Here is a 15166-nt window from a genome sequence, read left to right as displayed (position 1 = left end):
ACGATATCGAGGGTTCCATGATCCGCCCGCTCTCCGTCCTCCTCCTGGCCGCCATCCTTGCAGGCTGCACAGGCGCGTATCGTAGTACGTTGGAACCGCCCCCGCGGTTGAGCTCTCTCAGCATTTCGTCGTCAACCTCCCTGAAACAGCAATTGGATCCACTGTTCGCCGACTCTCTCTTCCCCCCGGCCAATGTCGGGGTGAAGATCGTCTCGCTGACCAACGACCGCGAGCTGTATTCGCTGAACGAGCGCATGCTGTTCAATCCGGCATCGAACCAGAAGCTCTTCACGTCCGCCGCGGCGCTCAGCCTCCTGGGCAAGGATGCGACGTTCCCCACGATCGTCACGGCCGATACCGCCCGCAGGCGCATCATCATCACCGGCGGTGGCGACCCGATCCTCTCCACGACCGATCTGGACTCCATCGCGAAGATGTGCGCTGCCGGACTCCCCCCGGGAGCATCCTGGGATGTCGGGGTGAACGTGTGCCTGTTCGATAGCCTGTACTGGGGGGCGGGATGGACCTGGGATGAAGAGCCCTCGGACTATGGGATGTTCCTGTCGCCACTCATGCTGAACCTCAACACCGTCACGGTCAAGGTCACACCATCGCTCACGCCCGGCACCGCGCCCATCGTTGTCGTCGACCCCCCGAGCGCCTACACGCCGGTCGTGAATACCGCCGTCACAACGGCGGACAGCGTCACCCAACCCCTCCGCGTCACCCGCAACTGGATGGAACGCTCCAATACGATCCTTGTCACCGGCATGGCAGGTCTGAGGGACCGCACACGTGTCGACGTGCTGAGCGTCTGGAAGCCCGAATTGTACGCGGGCACGGTGTTCAGTGAACTCCTCGGGAAATACGGGGTCGCGACCACGGGCCGGATCGTCCTGGATTCCTCCGACACGATGGCTCCGGCCCTCTTCACCTTCGAGCACCGCATCGATACCGTGCTCACCTTCATGAACAAGGTGAGCGACAATCTTACCGCGGAAACCATGCTGAAGGTCCTTGCTGCACGAAAGGCCGGAGTCCCGGGTTCGGCGGAGAACGGTGCCCATATCGTCAACCAGTTCCTCGCCACCGCAGGGATCGATACGAACCTGATCGCGGTCGCCGACGGGTCGGGCCTTTCGCGCTACGACCTGACAACACCGGCGGCGACGATCAGATTGCTGAAGAAGATGTACGCGGACCAGGAGAACTTTCCGCTCTACTACTATACGCTGCCGATCGCAGGTGTGGATGGTACGATCGGCCGGAGGATGCGGGGAACACTGGCAGCGGGAAACCTGCATGCAAAGACCGGGACCCTGAGTGGTGTCACGGCGTTGTCGGGATATGTGAGAACGCTGGATGGAGAATGGCTGGCGTTCTCGATCATGATGCAGAACTATGCCGGGAGTTCACGCGAGTACCGCGCGGTACAGGATGCCATCGGGGCGATCCTGGCGGGCCTCCGGAAGATCGACTGAAGCGCAACGGCGGGATCAGAGGAACCGCAGGCAGACCCAGTAGATGAGGATTTGAACGAGAGTAAGAGGAATACCGGCGCGCGCGAACTCCATGAATGTCAGCGTGGCGCCGGTCCGCTTTTCGGCATTCTGAATGATGATCACATTGCTCGCCGCCCCGAGGATGAACAGATTTCCGGCGATCGTGCTGCCGGCGGCGAGTGCCATCAGTTCCGGGACTCCGGCGCCACCCTGCAGCATCAGGGGCTGGAACAGGGCCACGAGCGGCACATTCGAGATCAGCTGACTGAGCAGGACACCGACGCCGAGGATCATCGCCGGTGAGCGGAGGTCCACCTGCCTGTGCCAGCAGCCCCTGAAAGAACCCCGTCTGCCAGACGCTCTCCATCACCACGAACATCGCCGCAAAGAAGACCAGCGTTTGCCAATCGATACGCCGCAGGATCCCCCATCGCTTCGGACTCCCTACGAGCACCGGGAGCGCCGCTCCCAGCGCGATATGCGGAAGAAGCAGCACATCTCCCTTCCCCACCACACCGGCGACGACCTTCGCCATGATCAGCACCACCACACTCACCAGCGAGATGCGGGAGAGCAACGCAAGATCCCGATCGTGGATGGGCTCCTGCGAGTGCTTCAGTTCGGCGGTGTGGAAATCGTCCGGATACAGACGGCGCAAAATGACAACGGTGAGGGCAAGGCCGATCAACGTGGGAAGGAACAGCCAGCGAAGGAACGTCAGGAATGGCTGGGGGATACCGCCGTGGACGGCCACCAGCAGGTTCTGCGGGTTACCGATAGGACTCATGACGCTGCCGGTGGTCACGGCGAACGCAAGAGCCAGGAGCAGCATTGCCGGACGCATCCCGTGTTTGCGTGCGAGCAGAAGGACGACAGGGGTCCCGATGATCGCGAGCGTATCGTTCATCAGGACCGCGGAGGCGAGCCCCGCGCCCACGACGACCATCACGACAAGCGCATCCCTCGTGGCGGCCCGGCGAAAGATCCTGTAGGAGACGTGCGCGAGATAGCCGCTTTCTTCAAGGGCCTGCCCCACAACGAACATCCCGAACAGGAACAGCATCACATCGAGATCGATGGCCCGGAGAGCATCACCCGGAACGATCGATCCGCTGAGGAGAACGACGAGCGCTCCCCCCAGCATGATCTGCCAGATCTGCAACCGGACAGGGCCGATCTGGCGGACCATGATGAGAAGAAAGACAGCGGTCAGGACCCCGAGCGGAACGTTCACAGCTAGCGGTCACTCCCCCGCCTGTGACACACCAAGGAACCTGATCTGTAAAGGTTCAAGAAGCTCTTTGGCCGCATTCACCTGGTGCCGCGCAACGAGCAGCTGGGCAGGTTGGACGAGCGGTTCGAGCTGGTTGAAGTTCTTCCCCTGAATGAAGTACTGGATGTCGGTTCCTTCGAGGATCGATTCCACGATCGCGATGTCGCCGGCATTGAATGTCGAGAGGATGCTGACCATTTCTTCCCCGGAATGGTCGGGCTCGGCGGGAAGAGCTGCAACGAGCGGGACACCGCATCCCGCGCACGTGGTAACGCCATCAACATATTCGGCTTTGCATTCGGGACAGAACATGGTGCCTCCCGCATTGTGGATGCTGATACAAGCTACCAAACATCCTGGCGGCAATCAAGCACCAGGGCCGTGCCCTGGTACGGGACATCACGGTGCAACACACATGTGCCCGGCCCCGCGGAGCGGAACCGGGCACACTATTCACCAGCGGACGACGACCATCAATCCAACGGCTTGATACGCACGTTCCCACCTGATGTATGGGCGTAGATCAGCTCGCCGCCGCCGTTGACGGTTCCCTTCACCCGGTCCTCACTGATCTTGCCGGAGACCATCACCGGGAGGTCGCATACCACTTCGCCGCCGCTTGTCCCCGCATCGATCATGGCACCGACACTCTTGCCGATCAAGATCGTCACATTCCCGCCGGAAGTCTCGGCGTGGATACCCTTGTTCGCACCCCGCACCTTGATCACGACGTTCCCGCCGGAGGTCTCCAGGCGAACCTTCCCTTCCACATCCTCGGCGGCGATATCGCCACCAGACGTTTCACCGTGCACAGTACCCACGACGTTCTTCACTTTCACATTTCCCCCCGACGTCTCCGCCTTCACGTCACCTTTCACCGCATCAACACGGATGTCACCGCCGGAGGTCCCCAGCGTCGCGGCGCCGTCCACATGATCGATCGACACGTTGCCCCCCGAGGTTTCGCCGTTGACCGTTCCGGTGAGCGTGGACACCGCAAGATCACCGCCGGAGGTCTGCATGCGGACGTTGTAGGCCCGCGGGACCGTCACGGTGAACCGTACGTCGAGGTTGGCCCCCCGCAGGAAGCGCCAGAAATCCTTCGGTGCTTTTCCTGTCACGTCCACGTTGTTCCCGCTCTGATTCGCCTCAACGACGAACTTCGCGACATCGCTGCTCCGCCCCTCGATGGTGGCGGTCACGATGACCTCGGATCCCGAACCTCCGCTCACGGAGACCGAACCCGATTCGGTGGAAAGGGAGAGCGTCCCCCCGGCCCCGACCTGGAATTTCTTTTCGAATGTCTTCACTTCTGCAAAGCCTGCAGCGCAGGCGACGGCAACGACGATGGCAATGGCGGATAACATGAAGATCCTGTGCATGGGGATCGCTCCTGGATGTGACGCATCGTGGGTATGGGTGTTCTCTCTCTTAGACGCTGTCTGCGCGGGAAAGGTTGCGGCGTTCCTTTGCTTTTCGGGGGTGTTTTCAGTACTTTGACGCATCCCACCCGTACCATCGAATGGAATCCTATGTGGAAATCCTTGCCTCTTCTCCTCTTCTGTTTCGTGGCGGCATGTTCCCGCCCGGGAACTGAGGAACGGAACACGATGACATCGAAACCCGTTGAGCAGCAGCCTGTCCCGGCCATTCCCGCGTTCAACGCCGAACGGGCCTTCAGCTACCTTCTCAAACAGACCTCCTTCGGCCCGCGGAATCCCAATTCGGCCGGACACGAAGCATGCAAGAATTACTTCATCGCCACTCTTCGCGCGAACGCGGACGACGTCCGGGTCCAGGAATTCACGGAGAATGGGTATAACGGGGAAAAACTCCGGCTCACCAACATCATCGCCTCGTTCCGGCCACAGGAGAAGGACCGCATCCTCCTCTGCGCACATTGGGACACGCGCCCGCGGGCGGAACGCGACGAGGATCCCAAAAAACGCGACCTGCCGATCCTCGGCGCCAATGATGCCGCAAGCGGTGCCGCGGTGCTCCTCGAACTCGCTTCGCTCCTGCACAACACTCCTCCCCGGATCGGCGTCGACATTGTCCTCCTCGACGGCGAGGACTACGGCAAAGAATCGGATCACAACCTCTACCTCCTGGGGTCCCGGCATTTTGCCAGGACGAAGCCTCCTGACTATCTTCCGCGGTTCGGTATCTTGCTGGACATGGTAGGCGACGCGCAGCTGGAACTCCCGCGGGAAATGAATTCCTTCAAGTATGCACCGGATATCGTCTCCATGGTCTGGGGTACGGCACGCGAACTCGGGATCACCCAGTTCGTGGACGAGAACGGCGAGGAGATCCTCGACGATCACGTTCCGCTGAACGAGGCCGGGATCAAGACCATCGACATCATCGACTTCGCCTATCCGGACCAGACCCACCGGTACTGGCATACGCACGAGGACACCCCCGAGCATTGCAGCGCGGAGAGCCTCGGTGCCGTAGGAACGGTCCTGACACACGTCGTCTACAAACAGAAGAAATGACATGATCGAGATCACCATTCCCGCGGGAGAGGAACTCCGCCAGCAGCTCATCGCCATGCTCGGGCAGCTGGGGGTGGAAGGATTCTGGGAGGACGGCGACCTTCTGAAGTGCTACGTGCCCGAACCGAAATGGTCTCCGGCCATGCAGGAGGAGATGAGGTCCGTCATCGGCATGCTCGTCAGCCCCAGCACCCACCCTCTTCCCCCGATGCATGTGCAGACGCTCGCGGAGCGGAACTGGAACGAGGAGTGGGAAAAGACCATCCAACCGATCCACGTCACTCCGCACATCGTGATCACTCCCTCCTGGCATGTGTACACTGCTGCACCGGGGGAGATGGTCCTCACGATCGATCCAAAAATGTCCTTCGGCACCGGCTACCACGAGAGCACGCGGCTCATCCTTGGCCTTGTGGAACAGTATGTCCGTCCGGGCATGACGGTGCTGGATATCGGCACCGGTACCGGGGTCCTGGCCATCGCCGCCATCCGGCTCGGCGCAACGCACGCGGTCGCGTGCGACATCGATGAATGGTCCTATGACAATGCGATCGAGAACGCCACCCTCAATGGCGTTGCGGAGAAGATGACGATCCTCGAGGGCGACATCGCGGTCACCCCCGACCAGCCCTACGATCTGGTCATTGCCAACATCCAGCGGAACGTCCTCATCCCCCTCATTCCGGCGATGCGGTCGCGGCTGGCCCCCGGCGGGACGCTCCTCCTGGCCGGACTCCTGAACATCGATCGCGACGCCATGACCGAAGCACTGCGCGAACACGGCTTCACGGTCCTGCAGGAAGGCGCGGAGAACGAATGGATCGCTCTCGCGGCCAACCGGTGACCACGCCTTGATGACCATCGCATCGATCGATATCGGCACGAATACCGTCCTCCTCCTCGTCGGGACCGTCGGAACCGATGGGCGGATCGGGGTGCTCCATGATTCGGTCCAGGCACCGCGGCTCGGGCAGGGCGTCGATGCTGCCCGGCGCCTCGCTCCGGCATCGATCATCCGTGTGCTTCGCGTCCTGTCCGAGTACCGCTCCATCATGGAGCCATTCCATCCGGACCTGACGATCGTTGCCGCAACGAGCGCCGTCAGGGATGCACAGAACAGGCAGGAGTTCATAGAGCGTGTCAGAGAGGCGATGGGATGGGACGTGCGGGTGTTGAGCGGGAATGAAGAGGCGGAGTGGACGTTCGCCGGCACCGTGAGTGGCTCATCGCAGCCCGGAAGTGCACTGGTGGTCGACATCGGGGGCGGGAGTACCGAGATCAGCATCGGCACGGGGCTGCGGCCGTCCTTTCACACGAGCATCGATATCGGCGCCGTGAGGCTCACCGAGCGATTGCTCCCTTCCACACCGCCGCGACCCGAAGAATTGGCGGCGGCACGCGCAGAGATCGTGGCACAAATCGCCGCCATTCCGGCCAATACCTTCACGAACGGCATCGCTTATGCCGTTGCCGGTACGCCGACGACACTGGCCGCGCATTGTGCCGGCCTGCGCACCTTTGACCGTGGCGTGGTGGATGGCTACGAACTGAGCAGGAATGCTGTGGAAGGGACACTGCGGCATCTCGCGAGCCTCACCCCCGCGGAGATCAGGAAGCTGGGGAGTCATTTCGAAGGGAGAGAGGACGTCATCACAGCGGGCGCGCTCATCCTCTCGCAGGTCATGGACCATTTCGGCCTGGAACGCATCCGCGTCAGCGTGCGCGGCCTGCGCTATGGCGCCCTCCTCGCCGCTGCTACCGCACGCTGACCATCCTCCCGATCACCCGCTGCAGCACCGCTGTCACCGCCTGCACATCGTCTTCGGTGTTCATACTGCCGAACGAGAACCGGAGCGTGGCCCGCGCCGTGGCCTCATCCCGCCCCATCGCCAGGAGGACATGCGATGGCTGCACGCTGCCGGAGGTACATGCAGAACCGCTGGAGGCCGAGATCCCATCGAGGTCGAGGTTCGTCACGAGCATCTCCCCTTCCATCGGATACCGTGCCGCATCGAACGAGACACTGAGAAGGTGAGGCACCCTGTTGGCCCGGTCCCCGTTCACCAACACCCCCGGGAACGCGCGGACGATCTCCTCCTCCAGACCGTCACGCAGGCGGGCCAGACGCCCCATGGTCATCTCCCGTTCCGCGACCGCAAGCCGGAGGGCTTCCGCGCAACCCACCGCCAATGCCACATTCTCCGTTCCGGGACGTTTCCCGCGTTCCTGCCCGCCGCCGTGCATCACGGGCTGGACGTCCACCCCGCGACGGATATACAAGGCGCCGATGCCCTTGGGCCCATAGAACTTGTGGGCGCTGAGCGAAAGCATATGGACGCCGAGGTCATCCACGGCGACGGGGATCTTCCCAATGGATTGTACGGCATCCGTGTGAACGATCGATCCATGCTCCCTTGCGAGATCCGCGATGGCCCGGACAGGCTGGATCGTCCCGGTCTCATTGTTGGCGTGCATCACCGAAATGATCCCCGCCCCCTTCTGCAACTCCTTTTCGATCTCAGCGAGATCAACGACGCCTGCGCCATTCACCGGGAGGATGTGGACCTCCGCACCGAGGGACTGCAGATGCAGGCATGTATCCAGGACCGCATGGTGTTCCGACGCCGCCGTGATGACCCGTGCCGGCCGCCCCGTCACGCTGCCGACCACCGCCAGAGTGTCGGCCTCCGTTCCGCCGCTGGTGAAGAAGATCTCGGAGACATGGGCGCCGATCGCATCGGCAACCGCAGCGCGTGCGGATTCAAGCGCCGACTTCGCCTGCCTGCCGTGCCAGTGCACGGACGACGCGTTCCCGAACATGGAGCCAAGGTGCGGCTCCATCGCGTCCCGGACGCGTGGGTCGATGGGTGTCGTTGCTGCGTGATCAAGATAGATGTGCTGCATACGTGTCGTTCCTCCAACCATTCAAACATCACCGGTGCGGCACCGGTTCCGGGCGGATCACTTCACGAAGAGCATGGCACGTGTGAGCACCATGGGACCTGCTGAGAGGCGGCAGAAATAGACCCCTCCGGCCACGGTGACTCCCCGATCATCCCTTCCATCCCATTGAAGGAGATGCCTCCCGGCACGCGTGTACGCATTGTGCAATTCCCGGACGATCCTCCCCAGGACATCTGTCACTTCCACTCTTGACCATCCCGCGGTCGGCACCGCAAACTCGATCGCCGTGGAAGGGTTGAAGGGGTTGGGGTAGTTGCACAACAACGCCTCCGTTTCCGGGACAGCGGCGTCGATCACGCGGGTCATGCTTGTTGCCATGGACACGTGCTCTTCCGACCACGCCGAAGACCGGCCATGAGCATCGCGCACCCGCACCCTGAACCTGACCGGGATCGTTCCCGTGGTATCATAGATCACGCTGGAATCGCTGCAGGTGAATGCCGGACCGGCGTAGATCGGGGTCCACGTCTCGCCCGGCCCCGCACGGCGTTGAAGTTCTGACCAGACAACATCCGTCTCGAGAGGAGGCCCTGTCGCCCATTGCGTTCCCCAGGCCAGGGAGAGGACGGGGCCACGGGCGATCCCGGGCGGCACGCCCAGATGACGCTTCGCCGGAGCGATCGCCAGGGGATCGGTGGAGATCGCCACCGTCGCAGTCGTGCCGCTCTGTCCGGTGACCTCGAGCGCGAAACCTGCAGGAGCCCCGGCCCACGTGAGCGCAGCAGGGTTGCTGCATGGCGAGAACACCCGCGTTCCCGCGGTATCGAACGCACCACGAAAACCCTCTCCCGCGAAGTGCGGACCGCAGGTGACATCACCGGCGCCGTTGCGATACGCAAGCATCCAGTTCACAAGGCTGGAGGGTGTCGCGATCTGATCCCGATGTGATGATCCGTGGAAGATGTCGGGAGTTCCGCGTGTGAAGACCGGCACCGTCGTCCCGAAACACGGGGCGGGCGCTCCGGCTGCGCGCCACTGCCACAGGCCGTCGGAAGGGAGGATCCGGCAATTGTCCAATTCGATGTACGGCCCCTGCTGATGCAGGAGCCACACCCCGCGATCGCGGGGCTCGATCGTGACGTCATCGAACACCGAGATCCCCTGGTGGTTCTCGAGATAGATGTACTCGTCCGGCTCACCCGCGGGCGGATGGAGCTTCGCTGCATCGCCGGTGGTGATGAAGTCGCCGAGCGTGACCGTGGACGGCGCTTCCACGACGCGGGGGGTGATCCATCCGAGGGATTCGCGGTCGTAGGTATTCGCACAACCGGACATCCTCTCGCCGTTGCAGAGCATTCCCCAGTACTGGAACTTACCGTCGGGTTTGGAGCCATTGTACGGATGGAAGATGCCGAGGAGCCAGTGGCTCATCTCATGGACCATCGTGCGCATGACGCGGACCGGTGCATCGCCATACGGGTACTCGCAGGTCACACCGGAGCCGACAGGCATGGGATAGTAGGCCGGGTAGCCCATGGCGATGCGCTTGCCATCGGCGGGGATCGCCGGTTTGTAGCCGAGGGATGCCTCACCGAGATACCCCCACATGGTCGTCCGCCACACCATGATCACCATATCCACGATGCTGTCAGGTGCATTGACGTGCGTATAGTTCCCGGTGCGGGTCCAATTGTCGTAGCGTGAAAAATCGACGAGCGGGTCGACGGATTCGGGGAGGATCGCCATGTTGGCAGCGCCGTAGGAGCCGCTCGCGCGGTACTCTTCCTGGGAGTGTTTCGATTCCACCCACACGGCATCGCCGATGACGTGCAGTGTGCCGAGCGACATCTGGCGGAAGTAGTTCGTGAGATTGAACGCATCGGTGGAGCGGGTGGCCGTGTCCGGGTCGACGAAGTTGTTCATGAACAACGGCGCCTGGCGCGCGGGCCAGTAGGCATGGGAGGTGGTATCGTCAGGGAAGCTGGCGAAGACAAGGAGGATACGCAGCACGCCGGTGGAAGGAAGATAGATCCCGCCGTTGCCGTTGGCGGCGCGAAGGGTTGCCGGTACCGGATGCGTGCCGCACTGCCGCGCATGCGGATGGTCCGCGGAGAATACGCCCGCGGCGAAGAGCGACAGGGTGACCAGAAGCCGGATCCGGAGCACGGGCATCCTTTCACAAAAAGGGCCGGGGCAGGCGACTGCTGTCACCTGCCCCGGCCTGATCGCTTCCTGAGCGGAACGCCTCAGGTTACTTCATGAGAACCATCTTCTTTGCCGCAACGAAGTCGCCTGCCGCCATGCGATAGAGGTACACGCCGCTGGCAACCTTGTTACCGGAGAGGTTCGTGCCATCCCACGCCGCCTGCATGTTGCCGGCGCGCATGGTCTGATCGACGAGCGTCTTCACCAGTGCACCTGTCACATCATACACCTGCAGGAGCACGTGGCCGTCCTTCGGCATCGAGAAGCTGATGCTGGTGGTCGGGTTGAAGGGGTTCGGGTAGTTCTGGTTCAGGCCGAACTCGGTGGGCATGCCGTCGGTCGCTTCGACCGCGAGCGGGGTCCAGCCGAGAGCCTTGTACAGGATCCGGACCGCATACTTCGTGTTGTGGACACCCTTCGACCGGTCTTCGTACACGAAGTACCAGTTCCAGATGTTCTGAATGAGGTCCGGACGGTTCTTCACCGCCAGGGAGTCCTTGCGCATCGTGACCGGCATGTTCGTGACCGCATCGAGCGGCAGCTTTGCCTTCAGTGCTGCAAGCAGACCATCGACCTCCGACTGCACGCCTTCGATCGCACCATCGCGGTCGTAGTCATACAGGGCGCGGATGTCGTCGAAATCTTCGATCTCGCCGTGGCACGGAGCGCACGCATCGGTCGGCTTATAGACTCCTGCTGCGAACAGCGTGTCGCTCATGCTGAACGAATGGTTGGCAAGCATGTTCCCGCCGCCATCGAGGCGGTTCTTGCGGTCCTGCATGTGGCAGCCAACGCATCCGCCTTCGACACCAGCGTGGGTCATGAGGCCCGTGAAGCTGTTGTCATCATACTGATACGCACCCGCACCGAAGAGCATCTCGCCCTGGGTGTTGTAGTGCGGATAGAAGCGGTCTGCCCAGCCGTAGTACGGTGCCGTCTTTGTGATGCGTGCCTTCACTGCATAGCGGCCGCCATGGCAGATCATACAAATGTTGCCGGTGCTGGAGCGGAACTGTGCCGGAAGTACGTAGCCACCCTTCAGCGAGTCGCCCTTCAACGTCATGGTACGCAGTGCGAACTCATTGTCGTTGCCGTGCGGATCGTGGCAGACCTGGCAGCTGATGGAGGTCATCGCATCGCGCGACAGGACCCACTTCGAGGCGATGCCGGTGGTGTCCATGTTGTTGTTGAAGTAGTACATCAAACCGGCGCCGACGTGGCAGGGCTGGCAATTGGCGCGCCCACCCTCAGCAGCTGCACCGATCTCAACTTCATTGTGCTTCGACTGGTGGAAGAACGTCCCGAGGCTGTGGCGGCGCGAGCCGTCATGGCACTGGTTGCACATATCCGGTGAATACTTGGACATGCCGATCCGGGTCGCCTGGGCCGATGTCGCGTGGGCCTGGGCCGGTCCGTGGCAGGATTCGCAGCCGATGTTCCCGAGCTTCTTCTCATCCGCCGTCAACAGGTTCCATTTCGAGCTGTCGCCCGTGGTGATCCAGTAGTCGCCTGCGTATGATTCGAGGCCTTTGTACCAGGTGGTGTCCCAACCGGACTGCTTCACCTTGATGCCGAAGTTGTTGTTGGCAGCGGTCGGATCCCAACCGGTGGTGTGGCACTTGATGCAACCGGCGGCATAGGCGCCCTTGCCGCGTTCCATCTCTTCGTGACCGGTCATGGAGCGGAAGAACATCGTTCCGTGGACAGACTTTTCCCACGCGGTCTTGATGGTCGTGGCACCCGGATGGCAGAAGCATCCGGCGTTCGCATCGGTGGAAACGCCCACGTAGGTGCTGGCCCAGATGGTGTCATAGGCGGTCTGTGTACCGACCTGTGCGCTGACGATATATTCACCGACAGTGTCAACCTTCACGCTGTTGATCCACTTGCCGTTGGCGCTGTCCAACGTTGCGGCCGAACCGGCCGGCTTCGTGACCAGCGTCCAGGTCGGGGTTCCAACCTGGGCCGAACCCAGTGTATCAACCGTCCAATATGCTCTGCTCTTGGTACCAACCGCGCGCAGGCCCGTGGAGATGTTCCACGCCGGCGCCGGCGAACCCTTCACCGGCAGGGTCATCTGATTCAGCGACCGGCCGATCTTCTTGACCTTGACCTGCGCGGTCGCGTCGAACATCGGCGCGAGCACGAGGGCAACGATGAGTAACACGCCGAAAACAGGAATCAAACGCTTCATGGCGCTACCTCTCTTGTTGTGTTAAGTTTGAATGAGAAGACCCGATCCACGCTATCCGACACTCTTTCTTCACCCCTTCATGCGGTTACTCCAGCCGCCCTACGGTACAGCACACTGATGATGCAGGATCGATGGACAGAGTCTTCTCGGCTGGTCCAAATGCGAAGGGAGATGGAAATGAACGTGGAGGTGAAACCGTGTACATCGTCTTTTATTAGTCAACACCTGTGCCACACATCTACGAATGGTCGCAATTGTAAATATTCTCACCAACCCCGAAAATCAGGCTAAATATCACGATTATTGCAATGTTCGGGTTTGAGGGTGCGTCGCATCTGTTGACATATTCAACAATGTGAATCGGGGGTTTTTTACAATTAGGAATGTCCCTCCAAATTTGGGAATCTCCCCAAAAATGAAAAAAGGGCACCCGGAGGGCGATCCAGGTGCCCAGAATATCGCATAAAACGCAACCAGAGCTATTGCTCCTCCGTGCGCATCCGCCGCCGTTGGGTGTCGCGCACCGCCTCACGCAACTCCTTCTCAAAGGTCCGCTCGAACGCCAGGAGCTTCGCTCGCTGCGGTATCGTCAGGACGTCCGAGAGGCTCGTGAAGAATTTCGCCTTCTCCTCGCCCATCCGCTGGTCGATGCCGACAAGGGCGGGGAACATCTTTTCCAGCTCCTTTTCATCGGCGTTATCCTTGATCATCTGCTCGAGCTTGTTCAGCATCTCATGCCGCTCGTGCATCAGCTCGCGGCGGCGTTTGTCGAACTCGCTCAGCCGTGCAAAGAACCGTACGGATTGCTCTTCCTTCAATTCCAGTTCGTCGATCATCCGCACTTTGCGCAGTTGCTCGACGCGCTCGAACCGCGGATCTCCCGGACGGCCGGGCTGGGCCTGTGCCTGCATGGACATCAGTACCAGCGCCAGTGCGATCATCATCACAGTGCGCATGATTACTTGCTCCTCTATTTTATATTCGAACTCAGCACGGCAAGGACCTCACGCACTTCCTGGTCGGAGAGGTCCTCTACCAGCGTCGATGTGCTGCCGTTCTCGACGTAATACTCACGCGCCAGGTCCGACGGCAGGCGCAACAGATCCGTTTCAAGTCCACCCACAAATGCCGTGTCCCCGGAGGCCAGCGAGGCCACATACAGGGAATCCACGGCCGACGGCGGCATGGCCATCGCCACATCCCGGAAGGACCGCACCATGCCACCCCGGTCCGGTGCATAATAGTACAGCCCGATCAGGAAGGAGAGCACCGCCACGATCCCGGGTATCGCCACGCGTGCCGCCCAGCTCAGGGACAGCGCCCTGCCGCTCGTTGCATCGTCGATGGCCGCATTCACGCGGACCGGCAGGTTCTGCCAGTATGCCGCCGGCGGCGCCGGTGACGGCAGATCATCTGCGACCTCCGCCTGTAACGCACGCTGGAGTGCCTCTTCCTCATCGTCGGTAGGCTGACGCTTGTCAAACCGTAAGCGCATGTTTCAACGACCTCTGGACTTTCCGCAGTGCATGAAAGTAATTCGCTTTCAACCCACCCACCGATGTCTTCAGGATGAACGCGATCTCTTCGTACGACAGTTCATCATAGTAGCGCAGCACGAACACGGCGCGTTGCTTATCGGGCAACCGGGCCACCGCCTGCTGGATCCGTGATTCGAGTTCCTTTGCTTCCAGATCCTTGTGCGGATCCTCCTTCGACGGTGGAAAGACCTTCTGTGCCAGCTCGCTTTCCCTGAGGTAATCCATCACATGACGTTTCCGCAGGGCGTTCAGCGACAGATTCACCGCGATACGGTACAGCCAGGTATAGAACCCGGAATCTCCTCGAAAATCACCCAGGTTCAGGAATGCCTTGAGGAACGCCTCCTGCACGACATCGTCGGCATCGGCATGGTTCCCCAGCATGCGCCGGGCCACCCAGTAGATCTTCTCCTTGTACCGGTTCATGAGTTGAGTGTACGCGCGGCGATCGCCCGCCCGCACCTCATTCACCAGTTCAAGGTCCGTGAGCTGTTCCATACCTTTAGACACCCCGCAACAAGAGTCGTTTAACCGGCAACACCTGTCTTTGCGAAGGATTTTCGAAGTTTTTTGAGGGTATCCCGCATGTCCTCGGATATCACCTTGGTATCGGCGAGAACGGGCATGAAATTCGTATCGCCGTTCCAGCGCGGGACGACGTGGAAGTGGAGATGGTCGGCAACGCCCGCCCCACTCACCCGTCCGATGTTCGTTCCGAAGTTGTACCCCTGGGGATGCATGACATCGTCCAGCGCCCGGATCGAGCGCTGGACGGTCTGCATGATCTCGGCAAGTTCCTCACCGGTGAGCGAATGGATATCCGCCGTCTGCCGGTTCGGGACAACCATGAGGTGGCCGCTGTTGTACGGATAGCGGTTCATGATGACAAAGCAGAGTTTCCCGCGCCACACGATCAGGTGGCGGTCGTCATCCTTCGCCTTGAGGGCCGCGGAGAACAGGCTCGCGCGTGAACGCTTCTTCGCCGGCTTCTTCTTGAAGGACGCGATGTACTGCGACCGCCACGGTGACCACATCCGATCCATGGGCGA

Annotated in this window: 13 protein-coding genes and 1 pseudogene; 4 read left to right on the top strand and 10 right to left on the bottom strand. The window is 61.3% G+C overall.

The annotated features are described in order from the left end of the window. Positions 1-17: 17 nt before the first annotated feature. Positions 18-1481 (top strand): D-alanyl-D-alanine carboxypeptidase/D-alanyl-D-alanine-endopeptidase, encoded by a 1464-nt coding sequence (gene dacB, locus IPI01_05060; GenBank protein ID MBK7257166.1) that lies wholly within the window; start codon positions 18-20, stop codon positions 1479-1481. 15 nt (positions 1482-1496) lie between these two features. Here dacB and IPI01_05055 read toward each other — a convergent pair. The 3 genes and pseudogenes from IPI01_05055 to IPI01_05045 form a co-directional block, all read right to left on the bottom strand. Beyond that, positions 1497-2736: pseudogene (locus tag IPI01_05055) on the bottom strand (anion transporter). Positions 2737-2745: 9 nt separating this feature from the next. Continuing rightward, complete coding sequence (locus IPI01_05050) at positions 2746-3087, bottom strand: DUF2007 domain-containing protein (protein MBK7257165.1); 342 nt, start codon at positions 3085-3087, stop codon at positions 2746-2748. A 161-nt stretch (positions 3088-3248) separates the two neighbouring features. Then, entirely contained in the window at positions 3249-4157 is a 909-nt protein-coding gene (locus IPI01_05045) for a DUF4097 family beta strand repeat protein (protein ID MBK7257164.1), read from the bottom strand. Between the two features lie 228 nt (positions 4158-4385). On the opposite strand from IPI01_05045, the gene IPI01_05040 reads away from it, so the two are divergent. Genes IPI01_05040 through IPI01_05030 form a run of 3 tightly spaced genes read left to right on the top strand, consistent with a single transcriptional unit; the run spans position 4386 to position 7045 of the window. Then, positions 4386-5276, top strand: a complete 891-nt coding sequence (locus tag IPI01_05040; GenBank protein MBK7257163.1) for a M28 family peptidase — start codon at positions 4386-4388, stop codon at positions 5274-5276. Between the two features lies 1 nt (position 5277). Further along, positions 5278-6120 (top strand): 50S ribosomal protein L11 methyltransferase, encoded by an 843-nt coding sequence (gene prmA, locus IPI01_05035; protein ID MBK7257162.1) that lies wholly within the window; start codon positions 5278-5280, stop codon positions 6118-6120. Positions 6121-6130: 10 nt separating this feature from the next. Continuing rightward, positions 6131-7045: a Ppx/GppA family phosphatase gene (locus IPI01_05030; GenBank protein ID MBK7257161.1), complete on the top strand. Its 915-nt coding sequence runs from the start codon at positions 6131-6133 to the stop codon at positions 7043-7045. On the opposite strand, the gene IPI01_05025 is transcribed toward IPI01_05030, so the two are convergent. The 7 genes from IPI01_05025 to IPI01_04995 all read right to left on the bottom strand — a co-directional run bounded on the left by IPI01_05025 (position 7032) and on the right by IPI01_04995 (position 15160). Next, complete coding sequence (locus IPI01_05025) at positions 7032-8180, bottom strand: cysteine desulfurase (protein ID MBK7257160.1); 1149 nt, start codon at positions 8178-8180, stop codon at positions 7032-7034. The two genes, IPI01_05030 and IPI01_05025, sit on opposite strands and share 14 nt — an antisense overlap. Positions 8181-8237: 57 nt before the next feature. Then, positions 8238-10346 (bottom strand): hypothetical protein, encoded by a 2109-nt coding sequence (locus IPI01_05020; GenBank protein MBK7257159.1) that lies wholly within the window; start codon positions 10344-10346, stop codon positions 8238-8240. A gap of 85 nt (positions 10347-10431) precedes the next feature. Next, complete coding sequence (locus IPI01_05015; GenBank protein ID MBK7257158.1) at positions 10432-12579, bottom strand: T9SS type A sorting domain-containing protein; 2148 nt, start codon at positions 12577-12579, stop codon at positions 10432-10434. Positions 12580-13058: 479 nt separating this feature from the next. Next, positions 13059-13535: a hypothetical protein gene (locus tag IPI01_05010; GenBank protein MBK7257157.1), complete on the bottom strand. Its 477-nt coding sequence runs from the start codon at positions 13533-13535 to the stop codon at positions 13059-13061. A 14-nt stretch (positions 13536-13549) separates the two neighbouring features. Then, entirely contained in the window at positions 13550-14074 is a 525-nt protein-coding gene (locus IPI01_05005) for a hypothetical protein (GenBank protein ID MBK7257156.1), read from the bottom strand. Then, a complete protein-coding gene (locus IPI01_05000; GenBank protein MBK7257155.1) occupies positions 14058-14615 on the bottom strand; it encodes a sigma-70 family RNA polymerase sigma factor in 558 nt (185 codons plus the stop codon). Before IPI01_05000 ends, IPI01_05005 begins: the two co-directional genes overlap by 17 nt. A gap of 29 nt (positions 14616-14644) precedes the next feature. Next, on the bottom strand, positions 14645-15160 hold the full coding sequence (locus IPI01_04995) for an HIT domain-containing protein (protein ID MBK7257154.1): 516 nt from the start codon (positions 15158-15160) through the stop codon (positions 14645-14647). Positions 15161-15166: the final 6 nt, after the last annotated feature.

It is taken from the genome of Ignavibacteriota bacterium, from assembly GCA_016707525.1.
Classification (GTDB): Bacteria; Bacteroidota; Ignavibacteria; order UBA10030; family UBA6906; genus JAGDMK01.
Note: the sequence above shows the minus strand (reverse complement) of the source record. Positions and strands in the feature narration are given on the sequence as shown.